The sequence below is a fragment of the Granulicella sp. 5B5 genome (genome assembly GCF_014083945.1).
Taxonomy (GTDB): domain Bacteria; phylum Acidobacteriota; class Terriglobia; order Terriglobales; family Acidobacteriaceae; genus Granulicella.
This window is the reverse complement of the sequence record NZ_CP046444.1, coordinates 1,306,723-1,332,361: the sequence shown is the minus strand read 5'-3', so window position 1 is coordinate 1,332,361 and position 25,639 is coordinate 1,306,723. Positions and strand designations below refer to the sequence as shown.

23 protein-coding genes and 1 other RNA gene are annotated in these 25,639 nt (G+C 63.3%); 7 read left to right on the top strand and 17 right to left on the bottom strand.

Annotation, left to right across the window (positions count from 1 at the left end; genetic code table 11):
* Window positions 1-138: 138 nt before the first annotated feature.
* Window positions 139-1,407, bottom strand: coding sequence for a competence/damage-inducible protein A (locus GOB94_RS05805; protein ID WP_182277913.1), 1,269 nt, complete (start codon window positions 1,405-1,407; stop codon window positions 139-141).
* Window positions 1,408-1,654: 247 nt separating this feature from the next.
* Window positions 1,655-2,479: a hypothetical protein gene (locus tag GOB94_RS05800; protein WP_182277912.1), complete on the bottom strand. Its 825-nt coding sequence runs from the start codon at window positions 2,477-2,479 to the stop codon at window positions 1,655-1,657.
* A 91-nt stretch (window positions 2,480-2,570) separates the two neighbouring features.
* Between GOB94_RS05800 and GOB94_RS05795 the strand changes: the two genes are divergently transcribed.
* Window positions 2,571-2,768, top strand: coding sequence for a type II toxin-antitoxin system VapB family antitoxin (locus tag GOB94_RS05795; protein ID WP_182277911.1), 198 nt, complete (start codon window positions 2,571-2,573; stop codon window positions 2,766-2,768).
* The gene (locus GOB94_RS05790; RefSeq protein ID WP_182277910.1) at window positions 2,765-3,133 is read left to right on the top strand and encodes a type II toxin-antitoxin system VapC family toxin; all 369 of its coding nucleotides are present in this window, start codon (window positions 2,765-2,767) and stop codon (window positions 3,131-3,133) included. The genes GOB94_RS05795 and GOB94_RS05790 overlap by 4 nt, the downstream gene beginning before the upstream one ends.
* Before the next feature lie 147 nt (window positions 3,134-3,280).
* On the opposite strand, the gene GOB94_RS05785 is transcribed toward GOB94_RS05790, so the two are convergent.
* The 4 genes from GOB94_RS05785 to yacG form a co-directional block, all read right to left on the bottom strand.
* Complete coding sequence (locus tag GOB94_RS05785) at window positions 3,281-4,348, bottom strand: gluconolaconase (protein WP_182277909.1); 1,068 nt, start codon at window positions 4,346-4,348, stop codon at window positions 3,281-3,283.
* 71 nt (window positions 4,349-4,419) lie between these two features.
* Window positions 4,420-6,000, bottom strand: a complete 1,581-nt coding sequence (locus GOB94_RS05780) for a hypothetical protein (protein WP_182277908.1) — start codon at window positions 5,998-6,000, stop codon at window positions 4,420-4,422.
* Window positions 6,001-6,041: 41 nt separating this feature from the next.
* A complete protein-coding gene (locus tag GOB94_RS05775; protein WP_255484264.1) occupies window positions 6,042-6,536 on the bottom strand; it encodes a phosphatidylglycerophosphatase A in 495 nt (164 codons plus the stop codon).
* Window positions 6,537-6,665: 129 nt separating this feature from the next.
* Complete coding sequence (gene yacG / locus GOB94_RS05770; RefSeq protein WP_182277907.1) at window positions 6,666-6,902, bottom strand: DNA gyrase inhibitor YacG; 237 nt, start codon at window positions 6,900-6,902, stop codon at window positions 6,666-6,668.
* Window positions 6,903-7,233: 331 nt separating this feature from the next.
* Here yacG and GOB94_RS05765 point away from each other — a divergent pair, with 331 nt between their 5' ends.
* Complete coding sequence (locus GOB94_RS05765; RefSeq protein ID WP_182277906.1) at window positions 7,234-7,572, top strand: hypothetical protein; 339 nt, start codon at window positions 7,234-7,236, stop codon at window positions 7,570-7,572.
* A 66-nt stretch (window positions 7,573-7,638) separates the two neighbouring features.
* On the opposite strand, the gene rimO is transcribed toward GOB94_RS05765, so the two are convergent.
* The 3 genes from rimO to GOB94_RS05745 form a co-directional block, all read right to left on the bottom strand.
* A complete protein-coding gene (gene rimO, locus GOB94_RS05760) occupies window positions 7,639-9,348 on the bottom strand; it encodes a 30S ribosomal protein S12 methylthiotransferase RimO (RefSeq protein WP_255484263.1) in 1,710 nt (569 codons plus the stop codon).
* A gap of 335 nt (window positions 9,349-9,683) precedes the next feature.
* On the bottom strand, window positions 9,684-9,998 hold the full coding sequence (locus tag GOB94_RS05750; protein ID WP_182277903.1) for a type II toxin-antitoxin system prevent-host-death family antitoxin: 315 nt from the start codon (window positions 9,996-9,998) through the stop codon (window positions 9,684-9,686).
* A gap of 34 nt (window positions 9,999-10,032) precedes the next feature.
* Entirely contained in the window at window positions 10,033-11,919 is a 1,887-nt protein-coding gene (locus GOB94_RS05745) for a glycoside hydrolase family 2 TIM barrel-domain containing protein (protein WP_255484262.1), read from the bottom strand.
* Between the two features lie 54 nt (window positions 11,920-11,973).
* Here GOB94_RS05745 and GOB94_RS05740 point away from each other — a divergent pair, with 54 nt between their 5' ends.
* Window positions 11,974-12,756 carry a TIGR03435 family protein gene (locus tag GOB94_RS05740; RefSeq protein ID WP_182277902.1) on the top strand — a complete coding sequence of 261 codons (783 nt, stop codon included), beginning with the start codon at window positions 11,974-11,976 and terminating at the stop codon, window positions 12,754-12,756.
* Between the two features lie 10 nt (window positions 12,757-12,766).
* On the opposite strand, the gene GOB94_RS05735 is transcribed toward GOB94_RS05740, so the two are convergent.
* The 3 genes from GOB94_RS05735 to GOB94_RS05725 form a co-directional block, all read right to left on the bottom strand.
* A complete protein-coding gene (locus GOB94_RS05735; RefSeq protein WP_182277901.1) occupies window positions 12,767-13,090 on the bottom strand; it encodes a hypothetical protein in 324 nt (107 codons plus the stop codon).
* Window positions 13,091-13,161: 71 nt separating this feature from the next.
* The gene (locus GOB94_RS05730) at window positions 13,162-15,213 is read right to left on the bottom strand and encodes a M13 family metallopeptidase (RefSeq protein WP_182277900.1); all 2,052 of its coding nucleotides are present in this window, start codon (window positions 15,211-15,213) and stop codon (window positions 13,162-13,164) included.
* 123 nt (window positions 15,214-15,336) lie between these two features.
* Complete coding sequence (locus GOB94_RS05725) at window positions 15,337-16,383, bottom strand: pectinesterase family protein (protein WP_182277899.1); 1,047 nt, start codon at window positions 16,381-16,383, stop codon at window positions 15,337-15,339.
* A gap of 63 nt (window positions 16,384-16,446) precedes the next feature.
* Here GOB94_RS05725 and GOB94_RS05720 point away from each other — a divergent pair, with 63 nt between their 5' ends.
* Complete coding sequence (locus tag GOB94_RS05720; protein ID WP_182277898.1) at window positions 16,447-18,234, top strand: hypothetical protein; 1,788 nt, start codon at window positions 16,447-16,449, stop codon at window positions 18,232-18,234.
* Here GOB94_RS05720 and GOB94_RS05715 read toward each other — a convergent pair.
* The 5 genes from GOB94_RS05715 to GOB94_RS05695 form a co-directional block, all read right to left on the bottom strand.
* Window positions 18,231-19,247 carry a beta-ketoacyl-ACP synthase III gene (locus GOB94_RS05715; protein ID WP_182277897.1) on the bottom strand — a complete coding sequence of 339 codons (1,017 nt, stop codon included), beginning with the start codon at window positions 19,245-19,247 and terminating at the stop codon, window positions 18,231-18,233. The genes GOB94_RS05720 and GOB94_RS05715 overlap by 4 nt on opposite strands.
* 183 nt (window positions 19,248-19,430) lie before the next feature.
* Window positions 19,431-19,529: signal recognition particle sRNA small type (gene ffs, locus GOB94_RS05710), an RNA gene on the bottom strand.
* 356 nt (window positions 19,530-19,885) lie between these two features.
* Complete coding sequence (locus GOB94_RS05705; protein ID WP_255484261.1) at window positions 19,886-20,563, bottom strand: membrane-associated protein; 678 nt, start codon at window positions 20,561-20,563, stop codon at window positions 19,886-19,888.
* Window positions 20,564-20,621: 58 nt separating this feature from the next.
* On the bottom strand, window positions 20,622-21,059 hold the full coding sequence (locus GOB94_RS05700; protein ID WP_182277896.1) for a PIN domain-containing protein: 438 nt from the start codon (window positions 21,057-21,059) through the stop codon (window positions 20,622-20,624).
* Complete coding sequence (locus GOB94_RS05695) at window positions 21,059-21,316, bottom strand: hypothetical protein (RefSeq protein ID WP_182277895.1); 258 nt, start codon at window positions 21,314-21,316, stop codon at window positions 21,059-21,061. Before GOB94_RS05695 ends, GOB94_RS05700 begins: the two co-directional genes overlap by 1 nt.
* A gap of 62 nt (window positions 21,317-21,378) precedes the next feature.
* Here GOB94_RS05695 and alaS point away from each other — a divergent pair, with 62 nt between their 5' ends.
* Both alaS and GOB94_RS05685 read left to right on the top strand, forming a co-directional pair.
* Window positions 21,379-24,363 (top strand): alanine--tRNA ligase, encoded by a 2,985-nt coding sequence (gene alaS, locus GOB94_RS05690; RefSeq protein ID WP_182278458.1) that lies wholly within the window; start codon window positions 21,379-21,381, stop codon window positions 24,361-24,363.
* A 162-nt stretch (window positions 24,364-24,525) separates the two neighbouring features.
* Window positions 24,526-25,638: a glycosyltransferase family 9 protein gene (locus tag GOB94_RS05685; protein ID WP_182277894.1), complete on the top strand. Its 1,113-nt coding sequence runs from the start codon at window positions 24,526-24,528 to the stop codon at window positions 25,636-25,638.
* The last annotated feature ends 1 nt before the right edge of the window (window position 25,639 follow it).

Genomic DNA, 25,639 nt, shown 5'->3' with positions numbered 1-25,639 from the left:
GCGCTTCGCGCGCGAGAAGCAGGTTCCTCGCTGCGCTCGGAATGGAAGAAAGAAAAGCAAGAGCAGGTCTCTCCGCTAGGCAGGACGATGAAGCTGTCCTGCCTAGCGATGACACTTCTATGGCAGGTGTTGGCCGGGCTACATCAAGCTGCGTCGAAGTAGCTCCAGGGCGTGCTGGGTGGACCAGAGGCGGATGCGTTCGCGGTCGCCGGTGATGTGGAGCTGGCGAACCTGGGTGTCTTCGCCGTCTGCCAGGCCGATATAGACGAGGCCGATGGGTTTGTCGGCGTCGGGGCCGGTGCCGGGGGTAGGGCCGGCGAGGCCGGTGATGCTGAGGCCCAGGGTGGCACCGGTGCGGAAGCGGATGCCTTCGGCCATGGCGCGGGCGACGGGGCCGGAGACGGCGCCGTGTTGAGCGATGAGGTCGGGATCGACGCCGGTGAAAGAAGCCTTGAGGGCATTGGCGTAGGTGATGGCGCCGCCGAGGAAGACTCGTGAGCTGTTGGGGACGGAGGTGAGGCGCTCGCCGAGCCAGCCGCCGGTGCAGCTTTCGGCGATGGCGAGGGTGTGTTCGCGGAGGCCGAGCATGAGGAGGACGACGGCTTCGAGGTCCTCGCCGTCGTCGGAGAAGATGTCGTCGCCCATCTCGCGGGCGATGAGGTCGGCGAGGGTGTCGACGCGCTGCTGGGCGAGCTCGAGGGTGTGTTTGCTGCAGACGAAGTGGAGCTGGATCTCGGCGTGGCCGGCGAGGATGGTGGTCTCGACGTCTTCAAACTGCGAGTAGATGGGGGCGCAGCGGGCGTCGACCTGGCTTTCGGGGATGAGGGCCATGCGAAGCTGGCGGCGCGCGATGTAGTGCGCGGGCAGAGCGGCGGAGAGGCGTGGGCGGCATTCGAAGTCGAAGAGGGGTTTGAGCTCTTTGGGCGGCCCGGGGAGGAGGATGATGATCTTGCGAAAGGCCTGCCCTGAGGCGTCGGGGAGGACGATGTCGGTGTACTGGCCTGGGGCGCTACCGTTGGCGTTGGGGAGGACATGGGCGCCGTCGAGGACGTCGGCCTGGCGGGCGTTGTTGGGGGGCATTGCCATTTTGCGCGCGGCGTAGCGGGCTCGGAGCGCGTTGAGGATGGTGGTGTCGCGATGCAGGTTGACGCCGAGGACCTGGGCAAGGCACTCGCGAGTGAGATCGTCTTCGGTGGGGCCGAGGCCGCCGGAGAGCAGGACGATGTCGGCGCGGGCGATGGCGATGCGGATGGCGGCGACGAGGTGGCGGCGGTTGTCGCCGACGATGGTTTTGAAGGCGACGGAGACGCCGAGATCGTTGAGCCCGGCGGTGAGGAAGAGCGAGTTGGTGTCCTGCCGGTGGGGGGTAAGCATCTCTGAGCCCACGGCGATGATTTCAGCGATCATGCTGAGGTGATGATAGCTGGTGGGTCGAGGTGCTGAAAGGCGGAGGCGCCCGCAAAGTGCGCGGAGGTTTTTAAAGAGAGTTTCGCCACGAGGGCATGGTCTAAAACGGAATTGGTACGAACGTGTGAGGCTTTCGTACTCACACGCTTGCTGTTGGGTCACCTATACTTCGCGATATGAAAGCCTTCCTGCAGTACGATCGAGCCGCTCCTGAGAGCGGCCAGTTTCGTTGCGGTGTTTGCCGAGGCTAGGGTGTCCGACGGGTTTCGGCGGAGAGAACGTCTTTGGTGCGGAGGCCGCGGTTGGGGTGCTTGAGGCGGTGGAGCTCGCGCTCGTAGCGGGCCATGGCGAGGCCGATCTGGCCTTTGACGCGGGCGGCCATCTCGGCGAGGAGGTCGCGGCCGGCGCGGGCGGCGGCGATGACGTCGCGCTCGAGCTGGGCGTGCTCGGAGTAGTGGAGGCGCTGGTGGGTGGCGTCGATGGCGAGGATGTCCTGCTGGACGAGAGCGATCTGGTGGAGGACGTGGGTTAGCTCGGCTTCGGGGGTGAGGGTTTCGATGGAGATGGTATAGCCGTCGAGGAGGCGCTGGAGGATGGTGGTGTCTTTGCGGCGGAAGGCGTCGTTGGCCTGGGCCATGAGGCGCGTGCGGTGGTGCTCGTCGCGGGCGCTGGTGGCGTGGTCGGGGTGGATGCGTTTGACGAGAGCGTGGAAGAGGCTTTTGAGCGAGGGCTCCGCGGCTTGATCCCGCGTCTCAGAGGCGAGACGCGGGGCACACGGTTCGTCGGCGGAGGAGATGTTGCCGAGGTCGTCGGCTAGTTCGGCTTCCAGCTCTTCGAGGGTGAGATTCTGAACTTGCAGGACGGCGAAGCGGCGCTCCCAGTGGTCAAGCTGGCGGTAGAGGATGCCGACCTGGCGGATGTAGCGGCCTTCAAAGCTGATGAGGTGGTTGCGCAGGTCGCCGAGTGCGAGCTCGCGCGCGGCGAGTGTGGAGCGGAGGGACTCCAGCTCCAGACGGCGGCGGACGAGTTCGGCTTCCGCGGGTGTGGGGCGGCGGAAGATGGCGGTGGACACGGGAAATCCTCAAGATTAGTTTAGTGTGCGGATGGGCAATATGGCTTCAGAAGGCATCGAATGATGCTACTTTTAGATGCGTGGAGAATATATGAGAACGACGTTGGCTTTGGATGATGAGTTAGTTGCCACGGCGCAGGAGTTTACCGGCGTGATGGAGAAGACGGCGCTGGTGCGCGAGGCCCTGCGGGCTTTGATTGAGCGCGAAGCGGCTCGCAGGCTGGCGGCGCTGGAGGGCTCGATGCCCAAGGCGAGTGCGGCGCCGAGGCGCAGGATGGCGGAGCGGTGATTCTTGCCGACACGTCGGTGTGGATCGACCATCTGAGGGGAACGAGTTCAGCACTGAGGTTTGAGCTGGAGCAAGGGCGGATTGTGATGCATCCGTATGTGACGGCGGAACTGGCGCTGGGATCGCTGAAGGACCGGCGGAAGACGGTGGCGATGCTGGAGATGTTGCCGCAGCTACAGGTGGCGATGCTGAGCGAGGTGCGGCGGATGGCGGAGGCCCATAAGCTGCATGGCAAGGGGATTGGGCTGGTGGATGTTCATCTGATCGCGTCGGTGATGATTACGCCGGGAACTAGTCTTTGGACGGTGGATAAGAGGCTGCATGGGGTGGCGGAGGCGATGCGGGTGCATCGGACGATCCTATGATTGTGGGAGCTGATGCCCATTGTGGCGAGGGTGAGAGCGTCGTCAACCCACTCATGCCGACGGTGAGGCTGTCGTCATGAATGGAGCACCGGGAGTTTGGGTGGGGCGAGTTGAGATCTCAGTCCAGAGGCTCACCAGTCCAGCGGCTTATATGAGCGGGAGGCCTTCGATGCCTAGGTCGGCGTGGAAGAGGGTAGTGTGGGTAGCGAGGGCGCAGCAGCCGTCGTCGAGGAAGCAGAGGCCTATGATGTCGGAGCCGGTGACGGTGAGTTCGGCGTGCATTTCGTTGCCGAGGCGCGAGGGCCAGACCCGGATGATGCCGCGTTCTCCCTGGAGTGAGGCGGCGACGTAGAGGTTAGCGTCGACGTCGAAGGCCATGCCCTGCGGGCGGCCGAGGCCGTGGAAGAAGGTGGTGGTGTTGCCGTCGCGGTCGATGGCGTAGATGGGCTGGTTGGAGCTGGTGGTGGGGGCGGTGACGAGCAGGCGGCCGTCGGGGTGGAAGCAGAGGTGGTAGAAGGCGACGGAGGGTTCGAGGGTGGCGAAGACGAAGATCTCGCCGGTGGGGTTGATGCGGAAGATGGTGCCGGAGCGGTCGCCGACGAAGAGGTTGCCGTTGCGGTCGAAGGCGATGCCGGTGGCGATGCCCATGCCTTCGGAGAAGGTGGTGACGTGGCCTTCAGGGGTGATGCGGTAGATGGTGCCGTCGGCGCGGGAGCTGGCGTAGAGGTCGCGGCCGGAGTTGCCGGTGGGGTCGAAGGCGAGCGCGGAGATGTTGAGGAGATCGTGCGCGAAGGCCGACATCTGGAGGTCGCGGGCGATGCGGTAGATGGAGACAGGAACCTTTTCGCCGCGGGGGCCGGAGACCATCGCGAAGAGGTTGCCGTCGGCGTCGATGGCGGGGTTGGAGACGAGGTGCAGGTCTTCCGCCATGGGCACGCCGACGTTGGCGTGGAGGACGTTGGAGGCGACGCCGTTGCGGCGGAGGACGAGGTCGGACGAGATGGCTCCGGAGGGGACGCGGATGCGGGCGTGGGTGGGGCGCGCCATGTCGAAGGAGGCAGGCGTTTCGCCGAAGAAGGCCTCGGGGAGCTCGCCGTCCTTGAGGAGGAGCGAGCCGGTGACCTCAAAGCTGCCGCCGGGGATGGCGGAGCGCGGGGTGAGGTGATCGAGGTGCGGAGCGTCGGGGTGAAGACGGATTGGAAGTTGCAGCGGCATCTAGAGTTAGGGTAGATGCCGCTGGGGGTGGTGGCAAATCAGGATAGGAGTAGGGAGTAGGTTGCGGTGTTTTACCAGCCGATGGCGTGGACGGCTTTTTCGCCGAGGCGGTCGCGGAGCTGCTGCAGGTAGAGGCTGTCGGGGATGACGGGGTGGCCGGGCGAGTCGACGGTGCCTTGGGGGATATCCGGGCCCTTGGGCTGGTTGTCGAAGACGGGCATGGGGCGGAGGACGCGCTCGCCGGTGGTGCCGATGTCCCAGTTGATGGTGCCGGGCGGCGATTGTACGGTGATGGTGTCGGCTGAGGAGTTCCAGACGACGCTCCAGGCGATGGCCCAGCCGTGGCCCGAGCCCATCTCGCCGCGGTTGTAGAGGTTGATGGCGCCGTCGTGGACGGTGACGTTGTCCACCAGCAGACCTGTTGCCCAGCGCTGGTGGGGTTCGAGTGCGGTGTCGCCCTTGAAGGTACAGTGGAGCAGCACGTTTGGGCCCTGGTTGCGGGCCTGCGTGGCGGCGAAGAAGATTTTGTCGCCCGTGATGCTGGAGCGCATGACGAGGGTCTGTGTGCCACCGAGTGAGAAGCCGAAGGGCTTGGCAGGGGTGGTGACGGTGACGGAGTCGACGACATCGACGCGGTCGATGGTGATGCGCTGGCTGGTGTCGGTGATGGTGATGGAGGTGGTGGTGTCGTCGATGCGGATGTCGCGGACCCAGGCGTCCTGCGTTGCGGTGAGGGTGATGGCGTCGAAGGCGGGGTTGCCGAGTGCGATGCGGCGTGGCGGCGCGACGATGTGCAGCGATTCGATGCCGACCTGCTGGATGCGGACAGGTGTGGCGATGCGGGCGACAGTGGTTTGCGTGCCGCCACCGTAGGCTGGATCGTAGTCGTCCATGAGCGGCGAGGTGAAGGTGAGGGTGTTGCCGTGGACGGCGGCGAGAGTGCGTTCGGTGGGGAGGTTCGCACCGACCCAGTGCTCGGGCTTGCCCCTACGGATGAGGTTGTCCATCTGCATGAAGTGCAGCCATGCGGGCGTGACGGGGCGGTTGATGAGGACGGTGTCGCCGGGATGGAAGAGGCGGGCGTTGACGACGCGAACGGAGAGTGAACCGTTGGGGACGTAGATGTCCGGTGCGAGCGTAGTGGATGCCTGTGTAGATGGCAGCTTTGGGTCGAGGCGGCCTTCGGGCTCGCCGGCGGCTGATGCCGGGCCGACGCGGAGGCCGAGGTGGGGCTCGCCGGTGAGGGTGAGTGTGGTCTTGTCTGCACCGGAGCCGCGCAGGACGACGTTGGAGCCGCGAAGCTCGATGGTGGTGCTGAGGTGGAAGTCACCGGGGGCGAGCAGGAGCGCGACGGGGTGGTTTGACCGTGCTGCGGCTTTGGCGGTGCGGTCGAGTGCGGCCTGCAGTGCGGCGGTGTCATCGGAGCCGCTAGGGTTGAGGGTTTCGGCGACGGGAGCGGTGGGGAGGGCGACGCCTCCGGCCATGTAGCCGGCGTAGGAGAAGTCGGGGATGCGGTCGCCGCGCGGGGTGGTCTTGTAGACGAGGTCGCCGTGGGGGCCAAGGTGCGCCCAGGCCGATTGCTGGGCGACGGCGGGCAGCGCGGGAGCAAGGACGACGAAGCAGAACGCAAGCGTGAGAGAGCGGCTGAACATGGTCGCCCATGATACGTGAATTTTGCTGATAAAAACCAGCGCTAACGTGTGAGAGGAAGGAATCGGCTGAGTATGGCGCCGAGCAGGAGGGCGGCGAGGCCGGCGGCTACGTCGTCGAGCATGATGCCCGTGCCTTCGGGGAGGGCTTCGAGCTTGCGGATGGGCCAAGGCTTGGTGATGTCGAAGGCGCGGAAGAGGAGCAGAGCGATGAGGGCGTGCTGACAGTTGGGCCGCATGAGGACGAGGGCGAAGAGCTGGCCGGCGAACTCGTCGATGACGACGAAGCCGGGGTCTTTGCGGCCGGACTCGCGGGCGACGGTGGTGGAGGCTGGGATGCCGATGAGCGTGATGATGATGGCGGCGATGAGAGTGGCTACCGCCAGCGTGGTGGGGGTGCTGGGAATGAGCTGCGCGGCGATGTACCAGAGTACGACGGCGGCGGCGCTGCCGTAGGTTCCGGGGCCGGGCTTGAGGTAGCCGGCGCCGAACCAGGTGGCGAGCGTCCAGGCCCAGAAGGATTTCTTGGGTTGAGTCACAGCTAGCAGTTTACCGGGTATAGGTGGCAGAAAGGGATCGAGACCCGAGGTGAGTTTTAGAGCGTCGGGGTTCTTCGACTTCCCCTTCGACAAGCTCAGGGTTCGCTCAGAATGACGGACCTTAGAAGATTAGTTCTTCCACTTCGAGAGGGTGTCGTCGGGGTCGGAGGAGGATTGTTCCTGGCGGCGCTGGAGGTCTTCGAGGAGCTCTTCGTCGAAGATGGGGGAGCTGATCTTGTAGTCTCCGGAGGCCCATTTGCCGAGGTCGATGAGGCGGCAGCGGTCGGAACAGAAGGGGAAGTCTTCGGCGGTGGGGTCGACGACTTTGCGGCAGGTGGGGCAGAGGATGGGCTTGGTGGCAGGCATACGTTTCTTTCGTGCGAAGGGGCGAGCTGAACTCGCACAGTGACGCTTTGGTTGAGGATACTGCACGAGGGTGAAGGATGAAAATTGCGTGACGGCGGTTACGGTTGTGAATTTGTAATGCTGTATTGATGCTTGTTGCAAGTGGTTTATTTTGAGTGGAATGCCTGGTTGATGCGAAATCGTTCGCATAACGATGAAGATTCTTTAGTGAGATTCGACTTGCAATTTGCAACTTCAAGGGTGTACCTTGCGTCTGTTTGTGTGGCAGTGGATCGCCAGCAACAAAGCCACGACCACGACGTCGTTGGTATCAAGCAGTAAGAGGCATCCGATGAGCAAGTTTTCCCGTATCGCAACGTCGCTGATCGCAGTGACGATGATGACCGCCCCGATGGTGATGGCGGCCCAGACGCAGAACCAGACCCAGAACAGCACCCAGAATGACTGGACGACGCCGCCGGCCGGCACAGAACAGGGCCAGGCTTACAAGGACGGCATCGAGGCAGCAAAGCTGGATACGGTAGCGAAGCGCCCGGTAGACCCCAAGACTTCCTACCTTTACAACCACCCCCCCGTGAAGAAGTCGGCTGACCGCGAAGCGTATCGCAGCTCGTTTACCGAGGGCTACAAGGCCGCGCTTGCGCATAACAACGGCAACGGTGGCATGTAATTTGCAGATGGAGACAGTGACGGCGAAGGGCCCCGTGTGGGGCCCTTTCTGCTGGGCGGCATGCCTTTATTCGATGATGCGGGCGACTACGTCGTAGTCGTGGGACTCGGTGATTTCGGCGCGGTAGAAGGTGCCGGGGACTAAGGACTCGTGAGGACCGAAGTCGTTGATGAGGACTTTGCCGTCGATCTCAGGGGCCATCTCGAGGGAGCGGCCCTGCCAGAGGAGCTCGGTCTCTTCGGACTCGCCTTCGACAAGGATGTCGAGTTCGCAGCCAACCCAGGCTGCGCGGGCTCGCTTGCTGATTTTTTGCTGGAGCTTCATCAGCTTCTTGCGGCGGGACTCGATGGTGCGCTTCGGGACCTTCTGGTCGAGTGCGAAGGCGCCTGCGCCTTCTTCGTCGGAGTAGCTGAAGACGCCTAGCCAGTCGATGCGAGCGGCTTCGACGAAGGTCATGAGCTCGGCGAAGTCTTCTTCTGTTTCGCCGGGGAAGCCGACGATGAAGCTGGTGCGGAGGACGAGGCCGGGGACGGTGGCGCGGGCCTTGTCGATGATCTGGAGGAAACGGTCGGCGGAGCCGCCACGCTTCATGCGGCGGAGGACGCTGGCGCTGGCGTGTTGCAGCGGGACGTCGAGGTACTTTGCGATGGTGTCGTGGCGTGCGATGGTTTCGAGCAGGCGCGTGGTGATCTTGTTGGGATAGGCGTAGAGGAAGCGCAGCCACTTAAGACCGGGGAGTGGGGCGAGGGCTTCGAGGAGATCGGCGAGTTCGGGGCGACGGAGATTTGTGGCGGTCCCAACTGCAGGTCTCTCCGCTTCGCTGCGCTTCGGTCGAGATGACACTTCATGGGTATGGAGAGGGATGCTTGGAAGGAGGTCTTCGCCGTAGCAGGTGGTGTCCTGGCCGATGAGGGTGATCTCGCGGACGCCTTGTGCGATGAGGGATTTGGCTTCCGCGACGATGGAGGCAATGGGGCGCGAGCGGAACTTACCGCGCAGTTGCGGGATGATGCAGAAGCTGCAGGGGTGGTCGCAGCCTTCGGCGATCTTGATGTAGGCCGAGGCGCGCGGAGTGGTGAGGATGCGTGGGGTCTCGTCGGAGTAGAGGTAGCTGGGGAGGGCGGCGGTGGCGCCGTCCCAGGCTTCGCGGGAGAAGCGGCCGGCTTGCTCGCGGGCGTCGCCTTCGGCTCTGGAAGCAGGGGAAAGAGAGTAGGGGATAGAGGATAGAGAAGACGATTCGGCCTCGTGGCGGAGCTGAGGGCTGTCGCCTTCCGGGCGGGAGTGCTGGTTGACGCTGCTGGCGTGGCGCTCGATTTGGGCCGAGGTGAGGATGGCGAAGGGCGAGTTGTTTTCGGCGGGGGCGGGGCGGTTGAGCCCTGCGGCTTCGAGGATGGCTTCTAGCTCGCCGGTGCCTACGACGGCGTCGACTTCGGGGATGTTCTTGCGGATTTCGTCACGATAGCGCTCGACGAGACAGCCAGCGACGATGAGGCGCTGGGCGCGACCACCGTTGGCGATCTTGTGCTGCACCATCTCGAGGATAGTGTCGACTGATTCCTGCTTGGCGGAGTCGATGAAGGAGCAGGTGTTGACGACGAGAATTTCGGCGTCTTCAGCGCGGGGGGTCAACTCGGCACCGGAACGGTGAAGTAGGCCCATCATGACCTCGGAGTCGACGAGGTTCTTGGGGCAGCCGAGCGAGACGAAGCCGACCTTGGGGCGGTAGAACTCGGTTTCGGGGGCTGTTGGAATTTCGAGGGTAGGGGTGTTGCTCACTAACTTTAGTTTATCAGTCCAGGCTTTTGCCGTGCTTCGGACGTTGCTGCAGGGACTGCAAGGGCCGGCCTGAAGAGGGATAGATACGCAAAACATGCACCGTCTTTGCGTCTACCCAAAAGAGAATCCGGTGCGAAGCATAAAGAAGCTGCCGCAAGGGGTGCCGGAAGTTTCCCCGTTCCTCAATGCGTGGGCACCGTGCGGGTAGCGTCTCTAGCGAAGCTATGGCTTTGAAGAGTCCGTCCCACCATTGATTGGCAGCGATGTTGTCATGGCTCTGCCCAAGGATGTAGGCGTGATACTCCTCGGCATCGCGCATGGCAGTGACGGCCATTCTAACGGCGTATGCCAAGTCTCAACTCCGCTTCTGCGAACGCCTCGCGAAATGGGCGCGTTCTGCCGGCTTCGACGTCGGCGAGCCCCTCATTCACGGCGGCTATAAAGCGATGTTCTTCTTCAAGCGAGTCCACCCGGTTCAAGAGGTCCTGGTAGGTTGCGGCATCCTGAACGACGATGGCGGCGCTGCCGTTGACTGTAAGAACCATGGGAGCTTTGGTCTTGCGGAGGCGGGCAACATGCTTTTTCGCGTTGCGCTGGAAGTCTGTGACGGAGCGGATATCGTTGATGTCGACGGCCGGGAGCTTTGGCATGGTGCAATTATAAGCAGAGAATTCCATGCTGTCGTCAAGGTTTGCCGACGGAGTGCTCCTTGTAGGTCTTCTGGACGAAGTAGAAGGCTTCCTTCTTCTTGCCGTCTTCGGAGATGAGACCCTTGCGGTTGTAGCCGTCCTGTAGCTTGGGGATGTTGCGGGTGGGGGAGCGGAAGTCCATGAGTATCCAGGGAGTGTCGCCGCGGAGCTGAGGGATTTTGGAGAGCATGGTGAACTGGTGCTGGAGGACGAAGACCTGTTGCTCTTCGGTCCATCGCTGATTGACCGTTCCGTGGTTGCCCTGTTTGGCTTCGGCGCCGAACTCGCTGGCGATGATTGGCTTCTGCGGGAGCGTCCACTGGATCTTGTCGGCGCTTTCGGGCGTGCCGGTGTACCAGCCGATGTACTGATTGACGCCGACGACATCGAGGGCGTTGGCGAAGGGGTCAGGCAGCGTAGCAGTGGTGCCTTCGATGTGGGCGGTGTTGAGCGCGGAGGTGATGGGGCGGGTGGGGTCGAGGGCGCGTGCTTCGTTGGCTAAGTTGGTGAGGAACTGGGTGCGGGTGGGGTTGTTGGGTGTCTCGTTGGAGATGGACCAGAGGATGACGGAGGCCTTGTTGCGGTCGCGGCGGATCATCTCCTTGAGCATGGTGACGGCTTTGGCGTAGACCTCGGGCTTGTCAAAGGAGATGTGCTGCCAGAGGGGGATCTCAGACCAGATCATGATGCCGTCGCGGTCGGCTGCGCGCTCCATGCGCTCGTCGTGCGGGTAGTGGGCGAGGCGGACGAAGTTGGCGTTGAGGTCTTTGAGGTAGCCGAAGAGGATGGAGACGTCCTGGTCGTTGTCGACGCGGCCGCCGCGGATAGGGGCTTCGGCGTGGAGGTTTACGCCTTGCAGATAGATGGGCTTGCCGTTGAGGAGGATATGCGTCCCATCGACGCGTATGTCGCGGAAGCCGATGTCGTCGGTGATGGAGTCGCGTTGATCGCCAGTGCCGGTGGCGAGAGTGACCTTGTAGAGCTTCGGTGAGTCGGGTGACCAGAGGGTGAGCTTGCTGGCGGTGACGGTGAAGGGCGCGCGGCCGTCGGCGTCGGTGTGGAGCGTGGTGTGGATGCCGGCCTCGGGGATGTCGAGGGTGACGGGCGTGTTGGCGGTCGCGTTGAGGATGTGGATGTAGCCGGTGAGCTGTTTGTTGCCGGGCTGCCAGGCGGGGCCGTGGGCGAGGTGGACATCGTAGTCGTCGATGAAGGCGGTGGGGACGGTGAGGAGGGAGACGTCGCGGGTGAGACCGCCATAGTTGAGCCAGTCGATTCCGACGGACGGAATGCCGTCGACCATGCGGGTGGCGTCGACGGCGATGACGACGAAGTTGGAGCCGGGGTGAAGGACGGAGGTGGCCTCGCAGTCGAAGGGCGTGTAGCCGCCTTCGTGGTCACAGATGCGCTTCTGGTTGACCCAGACATGGGAGCGGTAGTTGGCGGCGCCGATGTGGAGGAAGGTGCGCGTGCCGGGTTTGGGCTGGAAGTCGAAGTCGCGCTGATACCAGATGACACCCTCGTAGTTGAAGAGTTGCGGGACCTGGGTGTTCCAGTCGCCGGGGACTTTGAGGGTAGGCGCGGTGGCGAAGTCGTACTCCTGATTGTGCGGGCCGACGATGGTGGGGTGGGTGTTGAGGGCGTACGTGTTGTCGTTGATGGCGCCGGTGGGAGAGTAGAGCGCGCGGGCCGGGGACTGATCGATGAGGTAGTGCCAGTCGCCGTCGAGCGAGACGACGTTGCGATGGTCGATGCCGACGAGCAGCGTCTGGAAGTTTTTGGGCGCGGCCTGCGCGGAGGCTCCGTGCGAGGCGACGGAGAGAGCGAGCATTGCGAAGAAGTATGTTGAAGTGCTGGCGCGGCGCAGAAAGGAGGGAGTCGGCATAGCAACACGTTATACGGCAAGAACGTGGGGTGTGAACATCGTAAAGTTGCAGGTATGGGACTGCTGAAACGAATTGGTTGGGTGATGGTGATGGCGGCGCTGAGTGCCACAGCTCAGAAGCCTGCGGCAAGTGGGCCGGGGTTTGAGGCGGCGACGATCAAGCCGAGTGCTGCGGGGCAGAGTGGGCGGTCGTTGGGGTGGGAGGGGCGACGGTTTGCGGCACACGATACTACGATGAGCCAGATGCTGCAGTTTGCGTATAACGTGCAGGCGAAGCAGATTGTGGGTGAGCCTTCATGGTTTGATACGGAGACGTTCGATATTGAAGGCGTGGCGGAGGCTGGTGAGCCTTCGGCGGCGGAGTGGCGGGAGCGAATGCAGCGGCTGCTGGCGGACCGGCTGGGGATGCGGTATCACCGCGAGCCGAGAGTGATGCCGGCGTATGCGCTGACGGTTGCGAAGGGTGGTCCGAAGCTGGAGACGGCGAGGGATGTTGAGGGGATGGCGAAGGGTGTGCGCATCCAGCGCGGGCCGCACCTGTGGATGCGCGTGGTGGGCGTCTATGGGACGATGCCGCAGCTGGCGGCTGAACTACAGCGGGTGGAGATGGACAGGCCGGTGGTGGACCAGACCGGGGTGAAGGGAGAGTTCAACTTCGACATGACGGCGACTTCGACCAAGCCGTTCTTCGCGGGTGAGGAGCCGGCGACGGATGGCAGCGCGCCGCCGGAGTTGTTTACGGCGATCCGCGAGCAACTTGGATTGAAGCTGGAGCCGGTGAAGACGGGTGTGGAATGCATCGTGCTCGACCAGGTGGAGCGGCCGTCGGCGAACTGATTGCGCGTGGTTACATGACCCGCTTGGGGATGGGTGGGAGAACGGTCTTCTCGGGCATGTGGCGGGTGACGACGACGCCGTTGGTCTCAAAGTGGGTGACGCGGTGGCCGTAGTCGTGGCCCATCATGACGGCTTTTTTGAGTAGCGAGAGGTGGCGGCGGGTCTCCTGCGGGAAGTACTTGTTGACGGAGGCCTCGTAGTCGGCGATGAGCAGGTAGTAGACGTCGCACTTGGGGCAGTAGACGGGCTCTTCAAGCTGACGCGTGAACGCGCCCGGCGGCAAGGGAGCCACCGGGTCGGTCCCTGATTTGATGGCGGCGATGATGTGGTGCATAGGGCAGGGAATAGGGAGCGGGGAATAGGGAGTAGAAACTGCTCCTTATCCCCGCTCGCTGCTTCTTGTTTTTACCAGATGCGCACGCGCTGGTCGGGGGCGAGGTAGAGCTTTTCGCCGGGTTGGATGTGGAAGGCTTTGTACCAGGCGTCGAAGTTGCGGACGGTTTCTGCGCGGTAGTGGCCGGGGGCGTGGGGGTCGGTGAGGATCTGGCGGCGCTCGGCGGCTTCGCGGATCTTGGTGCGCCAGATTTGGCCGAAGGCTAGGTAGAACTGCTGGTCGCCGTCGAAGCCGTCGACTACTTTGATGGGCTGGCCATGCTGGGCGGCGTGGAAGGCGTCGTAGGCCGCGGCGAGGCCACCGAGGTCGGCGATGTCTTCGCCGAGGGTCTGGCGGCCGTTGACGTGGACGCCGGGGTAGGGCTCGTAGCCGTCGAACTGCGCGGCGAGCGCGCCGGTGACCTGTTTGAAGTGCGCATAGTCGGCGTCGGTCCACCACTTGCGGACCTGGCCTTTGGAGTCGAACTCGGCACCCTCGGAGTCGAAGGTGTGGGAGATCTCGTGGCCGATGACGGCACCGATGGCGCCGTAGTTGGAGGCGTCGGGTGCGGAGGCGTCAAAGAACGGCGGTTGCAGGATGGCCGCGGGGAAGTTGAGGCCGTTGTTCAGCGGCAGGTTGACGGCGTTGACGGTCTGCGGCTCCATGCACCACTCGTGGCGGTCGACGGGCTTGCCGATGCGCGAGAGGGCGTAGTGGTACTCGAAGAGGTCGGCACGCTGGTAGTCGCCGAGGAGGTCGTCGGGCTTGATCTCGAGACCAGCGTAGGAGCGCCAGTGATCGGCGTAGCCGACGCCGACGTAGAGGGCGTCGAGCTTGCGGATGGCCTCGGCTTTGGTGCTGGGGGCCATCCAGTCGATGGCTTCGAGGCGCTTGTGGAAGGCGGCGAGGAGGTTGGAGACCATCGCTTGTGCTTTGGCGCGCGCGGCGGGCGGGAAGTAGCGCTCGGCGTAGAGCTGGCCGACGGTGTCGCCGAGATAGGAGTTGACGACGGCGAGGGCGCGCTGGTCACGGGGGCGCTGCTGTGGTGCGCCGGAGAGCGTGGTGCCGAAGAAGGCGAAGTGCTCGTTGGCGAGGGCCTTGGAGATGCCGGAGGTGTTGTCGTCGATGAGATGAAGGGCGAGCCAGTCCTTCCAGGCGTCGAGCGGCTGCGAGGCGACGAGGGCGGACTCGCCGGTGATGGCGGTGGGCTGCCAGACGTAGAGGGTCTTCTGGGTGGAGAGGCCGGCGGCGTGGAAGAACTCGGTCCAGTCGAGGCCGGGGGCCTTTGTGGCGAAGTCGGCGGTCTGCCAGAGGTTGTTGGCCTTGTGGATGTCTTCGTTGTCGGCGAGTGCGATGTGGGCTTCGGCGATGGCGTGCTCGAGGGCGATGACGCGGGCGGCGCGGGCTTCGGGATCGGAGAGGCCGGCGATGGTGAAGACAGCGACGACGTGCTTGGAGTAGGAGTCGCGGATGGACTTCATGTGCGCGGAGTCGTCGAGGTAGTAGGCTCGATCGGGCATCTCGATGCCACCCTGCATGAGGTAGGGGGCGTAGTGGTCGGAGTCCTGAAAGCCGGGCGCGACCCATAGACCGAAGATGTTGGAGGTGTGGAAGTTGGTGTTGTTGAGGGCGTCGGTGTCGGCGCGGAGAGAGTGGCCGAGGGCGGTGGAGAGCTCGTGCTTGTCCTTGATGGCGGCGATAGCGGCGAGCTGCGGCTTGAGGGTGGCCATGCCGTGCTTCTCGATGGCGGACTCGTCCATGTAGGCGTGGTAGAGGTCGGCGATGAGGCGTTTGCTGGTGCCGGGAGCGGCGTTGGCCGCGGCTGCGTCGTCGACGATGGCGGCGACCTGCTTGTCTGTCTTGTCGGCGACGATGGAGAAGGCGCCGATGGCGACGCGGTCAGGCGGCAGGACGGTGCGATCGAGCCAGGTGCCGTTGGCGTAGAGGTAGAAGTCGTCGCCGGGCTTGACGGCGTGGTCGATGTCGTTGGGCTGGATGCCGGGGGTTTGCGCTATAGCGAGAGTGGCGGCGAGTGAGGCGGTGAGCGCGAGTGTAGTGACGAGGGCAATACGGTGGGAAGGCATCGGTGGATCTCCGAAGAGAAGCATACCTCAGGGCTAAAGCCCTGCTTCATTTTGGGTTATGAAACCCGAGGCTGAAGCCTCGGGGTACCTGATTTGTGGCCGTTTACGCAGAGCGATGGGAGGTTAAGGGAGTTTAGCGGCGGCGGCGATGGGGTTCCATTGGTCGCGACCTCGGAGGAAGTTCTGGGGCTCGAAGGCGGAGGCTTCTTTCGCGGTGAGCATGTGCTCCCAGGAGGGGCGCTCGGTGGGCTGCCAGCCGGGGCCGGAGTTGTCGAACTCGGCGTACCAGGCGAGCGGTGGGACGGGGTCGTCGCGCTTCCAGACGGTGTAGCCCGCGGGGTTGAGCTGGGCGGGGAGAACGGTATGCATGAAGACGACGCGGGCGTAGGGGCGCCAGGGGCGGCCGAGGGCGGTCATGTTGTGCGCGGCTGCTGTGGAGGCGACGCCGGGTGCGCCTGCGGGCGGAGGTAGTGTCGCTTCGAGTGAGGTGGTGACGGTGGAGTGGGTGATGACGTAGCCGGTGGGCTGGTTGGGGTCGGTGCGGGATTGGGCGGTGAGGTAGCCGGGGCCGTTGGCGTGGAGTTCGACGTGGTCGAAGACGGCGGCGGCGTTGCCGAAGATGAAGTCGACCCCGCCTTCGATGTAGCTGTCGACGTAGTACTGGCGGCCGTAGTCGGCGAAGAGGGTGTCCTGGTGGCCGAGGAAGCGGCAGTGCTTGAAGACGGCGCGGTCGCCACGGACGGCGGCGGCGACGGCCTGGCCGGTGTTGCCGGCGGTGTTCTCGAAGGTGAGGTTATCGGCCTCGAAGCCGGTGCCGTTGATCTCGGCGGTTTCGGTGAAGAAGGTTCCGCCGGCGGTCTTTGCGTTCAGCGAGTTGGTGATGACGACGTCCTCGGGGGATTTGCCGAGACCGAGCAGCGTGATGTTGTTGTGGTTCTGGGTGACGATGATGCGCTCGTGGTAGACGCCGGGGACGATGGAGATGATGACGCGATAGCCTGCGGGCGCGAAGGGATGGTGGTCGAGCGCCTGCTGGATGGTGGTGTAGTCGGTGGTGCTGGCGATGGAGCCGGGACCGTGGGGATCGACTTTGACGTGGACGTCCTGAGCTTGAACTGAAGAGGCGAGGGAGGTCGCGGTGAGGGTGGCAAGAAAGAGGAGCAGACGCATGGGTACGAGGCTATGCGTTTGGGCGCGGGCAGGCAAGCGTGTTGGCGGGGCTATCCTGAGTGAATGGCTGAGGAGATTGTTGCGGAGTATGAGCGGCGCAGGAGTGGCGCCAATGTGGAGTTCGCCAAACAGAAGAGCCGTGGAGACATGTTTGGGATCTTTGTTGCCGCGCTGGTGGTGATGGCGGTGCGGCAGGCGTATCTGGCGATATGGGGCCATGGCAGTGGACTGAACGTGCTACTCGTGCTGGTGCCGCTCGTTGCGCTGACAGTGTACTGGCGGTTGATACGCGCTCGGGAGCGGAAGGCTGTGAGGCTTTCCAGCTTGTATGCGACGGCGCTGGACCGCGTGAACGGCGTGGCGACGCAGACGGGACATACGGGCGAGAGCCTGGCGGCGGAAGACCATATCTATGCGTGGGACCTGGATGTGGTGGGACGGGACTCACTGCTGGGGATGCTGGCGACGACGCGGACGGCGATTGGACAGAAGGCGCTGGCGGAGCTGTTGCTGGAGCCGACGACGGTTGCGGCCGCTCGGAAGCGGCAGGCTGCGGTGAAGGAGCTGACGCCGGCGCTGGATTTGCGAGAGCGTGTGGCGTTGCTGGGTGCGTCGAAGTTTGAGGAGATTCCGGCGGAGACCTACGAGCGGTGGCTGGAGGTGGAGACAGAGGCGCCGGCGGTGTGGATTCGGCCGCTGCTGATTGCGGTGAATGTGGGGTGGATTGTGCTGCTGGCGGTGGGTTGGGCTCGTTATGGGGCGCTGACGGCGTACCTGCGGCCGACGGAATCATTGCTGCTGGCGCAGGCGATGATTTGCCTGTGGCTGCGGCCGCGAGCGCGGCAGGAGTTGGCGGCGGCGAAGAAGCTGTTTGGGCAGACGACGATTCTGCGGAGCGGACTGCGGATTGTGCAGGAGGCGAAGTTCGAGTCGGAACGGCTGCTGGAGCTGCAGCGTGAGTGCGCTGGACAGGACGAAGTGCTGCGGCTGCTGGAGCGCTGGCTGATGGTGGTGGAGCACCGCGAGAAGGAGTGGTTCTCGGTGCTGACGGTGTTGTTCTGCGGTGGAACGCAGGCGCTGTTTGGGCTGCGGCGATGGAAGAAGCTGTATGCCGAGCCGATGCGGCGCTGGCTGGCGGCGTGGTCGGAGATGGAGGCGCTGCTGGCGCTGGCGACCTATGCTGCCGAGCATGCGGAGAATGTGTATGCGGAGATTGTCGATACGGCTGCGGTGTTTGAGGCTGTGGCGATGGTGCATCCGCTGCTGCCGCGGGGGAAGGCTGTGGCGAATGATGTGGCGCTTGGCGGAGAGGCGCAGTTTCTGCTGATTTCGGGGTCGAATATGGCGGGGAAGTCGACGCTGCTGCGCACGATTGGCGTGAATGCGGTGCTGGCGCTGGCGGGAGCTCCGGTGCCGGCGAAGAGGCTCCGGTTGAGTGCACTGCGAATCGGCGCATCGCTGGCGGTGCGCGACTCGCTGGCTGAGGGCAAGTCGAAGTTTCTGGCGGAAGTGGAGAGGCTGCGCGCGGTGCTGACGATGGCTCGTGAGAACCCGGCTCAGTGCCTGTTTTTGATTGATGAGATTTTGAGTGGGACGAACTCGGCGGACCGGAGAGCGGCGGCCGGGGCGGTGCTGCGGGGGCTGCTGGAGGTTGGAGCGATTGGGGCGCTATCCACGCATGACCTGGCGCTGGCGGAACTGGCGGAGATTGCAGAGCTGAGCGGGCGCAATGTGCATATGGCTAGCCCGAACGACGACGATCCGCTGGAGTTCGACTACCTGCTGAAGCCTGGCGTGAACCGCACGACCAATGCGCTGGCGATCGTGCGGTTGCTGGGGCTGATGGGTTAGAACTCCCAGCGGAGGAGAGTGGAGCCGATGGTGTAGCCGCCGCCGAAGCTGGCGAGCATGACGAGGTCGCCCTTCTTGATGCGGTTTTCCTTGATCGCGGTGTCCATGGCGAGGGGGATGGTTGCGGCGGTGGTGTTGCCGTAGCGGTCGATGTTGATGACGACGCGTTCGAGGGGCATGCCGAGACGGTCGGCGGTTGCCTCGATGATGCGGCGGTTGGCCTGGTGGGGGATGAAGCAGTCGAGGTCGGCACCGGTGATGTCGTTGCGCTTGAGGACGCACTCGGTGAGCTCGGCCATTTTGCGGACGGCAACCTTGTAGACGGAGCCGCCGTCCTGGTGGACGTAGTGCTGGCGGGCGTCGATGGTGGCATGGGTGGCGGGGTGGAGGCTGCCGCCGGCGGGCATGTTGAGGGAGGCTGCACCGGTGCCGTCGACCTCGTGGACGTAGTCGATGAGGCCGATCTCGCCGGGTTCGCAGGGCTCTAGCAGGGTTGCGCCGGCGCCGTCGCCGAAGAGGATGCAGGTGGAGCGGTCGGTGTAGTCGACGATGGAGCTCATGACATCGGCACCGATGATGAGGACCTTCTTCTGGGCGCCGGACTCGATGAGCTTGGCGCCGATCTGGAGGGCGTAGAGGTAGCCGGAGCAGGCGGCGGAGAGGTCGAATCCCCAGGCGTTGGGCGCGCCGAGCTTGGCCTGGACGATACAGGCGGTGGCGGGGAAGAGCATGTCCGGGGTGACGGTGGCGACGATGATGGCGTCGAGCTCGGAGGGGTGGATGCCGCGGTTGGCGAGGCAGATCCTGGCGGCTTCGACGGCGAGATCGCTGGTGGCGGTGCCGGGCTCAACGATGTGGCGCTCGCGGATGCCGGTGCGGGTCTGAATCCACTCGTCGTTGGTCTCGACCATCTTCTCGAGGTCAGCGTTGGTGAGCAGGCGGGGAGGGACGTAGGCTCCGACGGCTGAGATCTTGGCGCGGACGGAGTTCCTGGGCTTCAACGACAGACTCAAACTTCAACCTCCAAAGGCTTTAAGGCAACAGAGAGCATCTTATCGCGTCCGTACGCAAGGGTCGCGCGTGGCGGCGATGAGGACCGATGGCTGCGGATTGGAGCGAGGCAGAACCGGCGAGGATGCGCTGATTTTTCAAGGAATAGAGAAGGGGCTGAGAACCGCGGTGGTGAAGAGGAGAAAGTGTACCGGGTTACCCTACTGCGCCCGTATTGGCCCGTTACCGTTGCTTCCTTCCGGACCTGGCGGGGTTGGCGGGAATACGTCGCGTAGGACCCGGCACAGGAGCTAGTTTATCAGAGGGTGAATGTGGATCGTTCCGATACCCCTCCCCCCTCCCTATGTAGCGGAGGTATCTAGTGGAATCAGCGACTTACGGGGTGATCCAAGGGGTAAGTGGCTGATTCTGTATATAGTTACGGGTATGATATGGCAGGGAAAGGGGTTAGAGGGGGTCTGTGCAGGTTCGGGTTTGCGGCGCTCAGTTGCCAGTTTGCCAGGGAACCAGTTTTGTTTCCTGCTTCCAGTATAGAAGGTGGGGTGGGAGAAAGTGTTTTTGGTTTTGGTGGCTTAGTAGTTGTTTTAGAAGGAGTTATGTGGCCCGTGAGGGAGACGGGGCTTGACAGGGTTAGCAGATGCTATGCGGAGACGGTGGAGGCGTGTTTCATCTCGCGGGAGGCCTTGTAGAGGCGCCAGATGGCGATGGCGGTGAAGAGGATGATGAGCGTCCAGATGACGGTGAGGACGGTGGCGCCCCAGCGGGCGGAGAAGCGGTTCCAGAGATGGAGGACGTGGCGGCCGTAGTAGACGCCGATCCAGGCGGCGAGGGCGTGACGGACGAGGCGACTGAGGGTGAAGGCCGTCATGAAGGTTCGGCGGGACATGTGGACCGCTCCGGCGACGAGGACGAAGGGCGAGAGCGGCATGGGCGGCGGCAGCAGCGCGGGCAAGGCAACGGCGAGGATGGCGTGGTGTTCCATCCAGGCTGAGGCTGGTTTGAGGATGCGGGCGGGGACGTGTTTTTCAAGGAACGCCATGCCGCCGGCGCGGCCTGCGGCGTGCGAGAGGAAGCCTCCGATGGCGGAGCCGAGGGTGGCGAGGCCGACGAGGAGGAAGACGTTGGCGTGGCCGGCGGCATAGAGGATGATCATGATGTCGGTGACGCCGGGGACAGGGAGCGGGACGAAGGAGCTGTCGACCGCGGAGATGATGGGGAGGCCGGCGAGGCCGAACTTGAAGAAGAAGTGCATGACGGGGTTGCCGTGGTGAGCGGCGGGGGCGGCAAGAGCGACGAGAGTGGCGAGGCCGTGGGTCATGCTTGCTGTCAGGTTTGACGCTATAGCAAGAACGGTAGTTGCGGCGGGTGATCGAGGTTTAATCGAGGAGTGCGTCGAGTTCGGCGGGCGACAGGAGGAAGGGGTTGCGGACGGTGATGGTGCCGTACGCACGGTTGTGCTGGAAGTCTTCGCTGAAAAGTGTGGTGCAGCCGGAGCGGGCGGCGGTGGCGAGGAGGAGGGCGTCGAAGAACTGAATCTTGTGCAGGTCGTGGAGACGCATCGCTGCGGCAACATCGCTGGAGTCGTAAGGGATTACTGGTGAGATCGAAAGCGTTCTGGTGACGATCTGTGACGCATCAGCATTTGAGAGCAGGGATTTTCGAGTTGTGGCGAAGTACAGCTCTGACAAGGACTGCAGCATCACTGGATATCGACGAATCGTATGGGCTTGGACAATTCGTTTCGCGGTGAGATGCTTCGGCAAATCGGTGGCGTCGATGGAATAGACCAGGATGTTCGTATCGTTCGTGAACATCAGATAGCGTCGTCGTAAAGTTCATCGCGATTGATGCGGAGGCCTTTGAGATCGGCCCCCTTGTCCATCATTTCGAAAAATTCCTTGATGGCAGCCTCGCGTTCGGGGCCTTCGGGAAGAGGGTATTTCTGCTCAGTAGGCGCCAGTGTGACGATGGCTTTGCCGCCGCGGACCAATGTGAGGCGTGAGCCGGCTTCGACTTCGGAGATGAAGTCGGCGGGGTGCTGTTCGAATTCCTGCACGGATACGCTGCGCATCGAGATCGTTCCTCAGGCTGATTCTAAATGGATTCGGGATGGCACTGCTAAACTTAATCCCTATGCGTAACTTGAGCGGGAACCAGATTCGGGAAGAGTTTTTGCGGTTTTTTGAGAGCAAGGGGCACCGGCGTGTCCATTCGTCGTCGCTGGTTCCGGCCAATGATCCGACGCTGCTGTTTACGAATGCTGGGATGAACCAGTTCAAGGACGTGTTTCTGGGCGCGGAGGTGCGGGAGTACTCGCGCGCTGCATCTTCGCAGAAGTGTGTAAGGGCGGGCGGCAAGCATAATGATCTGGAGAACGTGGGGTTCACGCGGCGGCACCATACGTTCTTTGAGATGCTGGGGAACTTCAGCTTTGGCGACTACTTTAAGAAAGACGCGATTGCGTTTGCGTGGGAGCTGCTGACGAGTGCGGACTGGTTTGGGATCGATAAGGACCGTCTGTATGTGACGGTGTTCGAGGGTGACGCGAAGGTGCCTCGGGATGACGAGGCGGAGCGGCTGTGGATTGAGACGGGTGTGCCGAAGGAGCGGATCTTTGGGATGTCGGCCAAGGACAACTTCTGGCAGATGGGCGATACCGGGCCTTGTGGGCCTTGTAGCGAGATTTTTTATGATCTTGGGCTGGCTGCGAGTGAGACGGGGGAGGACAAGCCGTTTCCTGAGGATGACCAGCGGTATGTCGAGATCTGGAATTTGGTGTTTATGCAGTTCGATCGGTCGAGCGATGGGGTGCTGACTCCGCTGCCGAAGCCGAGCATCGATACGGGGATGGGGTTGGAGCGGGTTGCGGCAGTGCTGCAGGGGAAGCTTTCGAACTATGAGAGTGATTTGTTTACGCCGCTGATTGCGAGAGCGATGGAGTTGACGGGGTTCCGTGGCGGCACAAACGCAGGTCTCTCCACTCCGTCCGCAAAGAACGCGGACTCCGGTCGAGATGACACCTCTGGGGTGGGTCCTGGTGAGAGCGAGGTTGAGCGGCTGGCGGTGAGCGATGAGAAGGGGGCGGCGTCGCTGCGGATTATTGCGGACCATGCGCGGGCGAGCACGTTTTTGATCTCGGATGGGGTGCTGCCGAGCAATGAAGGGCGCGGGTATGTGCTGCGGAAGATTCTGCGGCGCGGGATTCGGCATGGACGGCTGCTGGGGCAGGAGAAGCCGTTTATGCACGAGATGGTGTATGCGGTTCGGGATGAGATGGTGGCGGCGTATCCAGAGCTGAAGGAGAGCGCGGAGCGGGTTGCGAAGGTGGTGCTCGCGGAGGAGTTGCAGTTTGCGCGGGTGCTCGACCTCGGCTCCCGTGAACTCAACAAGTTGCTGACTGAGTCCAACGCTAATCACAGCGCCAAATGTTCCGCTAGCGCAAGTTTGCTCGCGCAAAATTATGGCGATGAGAATATCGCTTTTACCGGCGAGAACAAGCTTCACGACCGTGATGTCTTGTATGGTTTCGACGCTAAAGCGACCTACACCAAACTCGCTCCAATAGTTCCAGCACGGAGCAAGGATCGAGAATATTTAGAAATTCTAAACACGCAAGCCGTCTTTGATGGCGCTAAAGCGTTTGGTTTGTACGAGACGTTTGGCATGCCATTGGACTTCATGGTCGATGCTGCACGTGATGCTGGTATTGAGTTTGATATGGCTGGCTTTGAGCGCGCGAAGGAAGAGGAGCAGCAACGGGCGCGGGCTAGTTGGAAGGGTGGGTCGCAGAAGTCGGCGGCGCCGGTGTATCGGGAGCTGCCGAAGACGGAGTTTGAGGGGTATCAGGCGCTGCGGGTGGATGGGGCGAAGGTGCTTGCGCTGGTGAAGGACGGCGTCGGTGTGCAGATGTTGAAGACCGGTGAGACGGGCGAGGTGGTGCTGGATGCGACGAGCTTCTACGCGGACTCGGGCGGACAGGTGGGCGATGTGGGCTGGCTGCTGGCGAGCGATCATCATACCGTTGTGGCCGAGGTGACCGGATGCAAGAAGCCGGTGCAGGGCGTGTTTGCGCATCAGGTGATTGCGAAGCAGACGATTGGTGTGGGCGATACGGTGGACACCCAGGTGAATGGCGAGGTGCGGGCGGCGGTGATGCGGAACCATACGGGGACGCATCTGCTGCATGCGGCGCTGCGGCAGGTGCTGGGGACGCATGTGAAGCAGGCGGGGTCGTTGAATGATCCGAATAAGCTGCGGTTTGATTTTTCACACTTTGCCGGTGTCGCTGACGAGGAGCTGGCCGAGGTGGAGAGCATTGTGAATGCTCAGGTGCTGAAGAACACGCCGGTGCAGACGATGGTGGATGTGCCGATCGATGTGGCGGTGCATGAGCTGGGGGCGATGGCGCTGTTTGGCGAGAAGTATGGCGAGCGCGTAAGGGTGGTGAAGATTGGGGACTTCTCGACGGAGCTTTGTGGTGGAACGCATCTGGCTGCGACGGGTGAGATTGGGCTGCTGAAGCTGGTGGGCGAAGGGGCTGTCGCGAGTGGGGTGCGGCGTGTGGAGGCGGTGAGCGGGCTGGGGGCTCTCGATTTGTTCAGGCGCGATGCGGATGTGGCGAAGGTGGCGGGGCAGTTTGTAGGTGGCGGTGATGTTTCGGCCGACGGGCTGCGGGCTCGTGTGTCGCAGCAGGAAGAGGAGATGAAGAAGCTGCGGCGCGAGTTGGAGTCGCTGAAGATGAAGAGCGCGAGCGCGGCGACGGCGGATGCGGCTGGGTCAGCGGTTGAGGTGAAGGGTGTGAAGGTGCTGAGCCAGCGGGTGGATGCTCTGGATAAGAGCCAGATGCGGAACCTTGTGGATGAGCTGCGTGGCAAGCTGGGCAGTGGTGTGGTGGTGCTGGGAGCGGCGGGTGAGGGGAAGGTGTCGCTGATTGTGGGTGTGACGAAGGACCTGACGGGCAAGGTGCAGGCTGGGAAGATCGTTGGCTTGCTGGCTGCGAAGGTTGGCGGCAAGGGCGGCGGACGGCCTGATCTGGCGGAGGCTGGCGGGAGTGATGTTGGTGCTCTGGATGGTGCGTTGGCCGGGGCTAAGGATGTGGTTGGGGAGCTGCTGGGGTAGAGATTCGGTGTTTCCATCTGGCATCGCCCGGGGCTAAAGCTCATCTTCAGGCGGATGGAATTCAGGGGCCTGAAGGCCCCTGCTCCCTCCCAGAATTTGGCGCTGTGCTACTTCGGTAATTAATACGGAGAGAGTGAAGATGGTGCGATAGGATTGCCGCGAATGAGTGTGGTGGATACGGAGACGCGGCGGGTGCTGATCTACAGGCTGGGCAGCCTGGGCGACATGGTGGTCGCGCTGCCGAGTCTGCACCTGATCTCGCGGGCGTTTCCGAATGCGGAGCGGCGGATGCTGACGAACCTTCCGGTGCATGCGAAGGCACCGACGGCGGAGGCGGTGCTGGCGGGGACGGGGTTGGTGGATGGATATTTGGGGTATCCGGTGGGGACGCGGAGTGGGTGGGAGTTGACGAAGCTGGTGTGGGCGGTCCGACGATGGAAGCCGGAGGTGGTGGTGTACCTGGCGAGCGCTCGTGGGATTGCGATTGTCGAGCGGGATGAGGGGTTTCTGCGGAAGTGCGGGGTGAAGCGGTTCATCGGGCTACCGCTGACCGAGGGGCTGCAGCGGAACTTTTATGGGGCGGAGACCGACGAAGGATGCAAGGGCAACTGGGAGCCGGAGGCGGAGCGGCTGGCGCGGTGTATCGCGGAGCTGGGCGATGCGAAGGTGGGGCAGAAGGCTAGCTGGGACCTGCACTTGTCGGAGAAAGAGCGGGCGGAGGCGGTGCGGCAGATTGGCGCGCAGGCGTTGGAGCGGCGTCCGATTGCGGTGAGTGTGGGGACGAAGGTGCAGGCGAAGGACTGGGGCGTGGAGAACTGGCGGGCGCTGCTGGGGAGGGTGGCGGATGTGTATCCGCGGCGAACGCTGCTGCTGGTGGGGGCTCCGGAGGAGAGTGCTGCGAGCGAGTTTGCGGCGACCTCCTGGCGCACGAATGGCGGCGGGCAGGTGGTGAACCTGTGCGGGCGGCTGAACCCTCGGCAGAGCGCGGCGGCGCTGGAGACGGCGCAGATTTTTATTGGGCATGACAGCGGGCCGATGCATCTGGCGGCGGCGGTGGGGACTCCTTGTGTGGCGCTGTTTGCGGCGCGGAATATACCGCGGATGTGGTTCCCGATGGGGGACAAGCATACGGTGATCTACCACGAGGTGGAGTGCGCGGGGTGCGGGCTGGAGACTTGTGTCGACGAGGGGAAGCGGTGTCTGCTGTCGATTGAGGTGGGCGAGGTGATGGAGGCGGTGGGTGAGATGCTGGAGCGGGTGGCGCCGAAGCACTAAA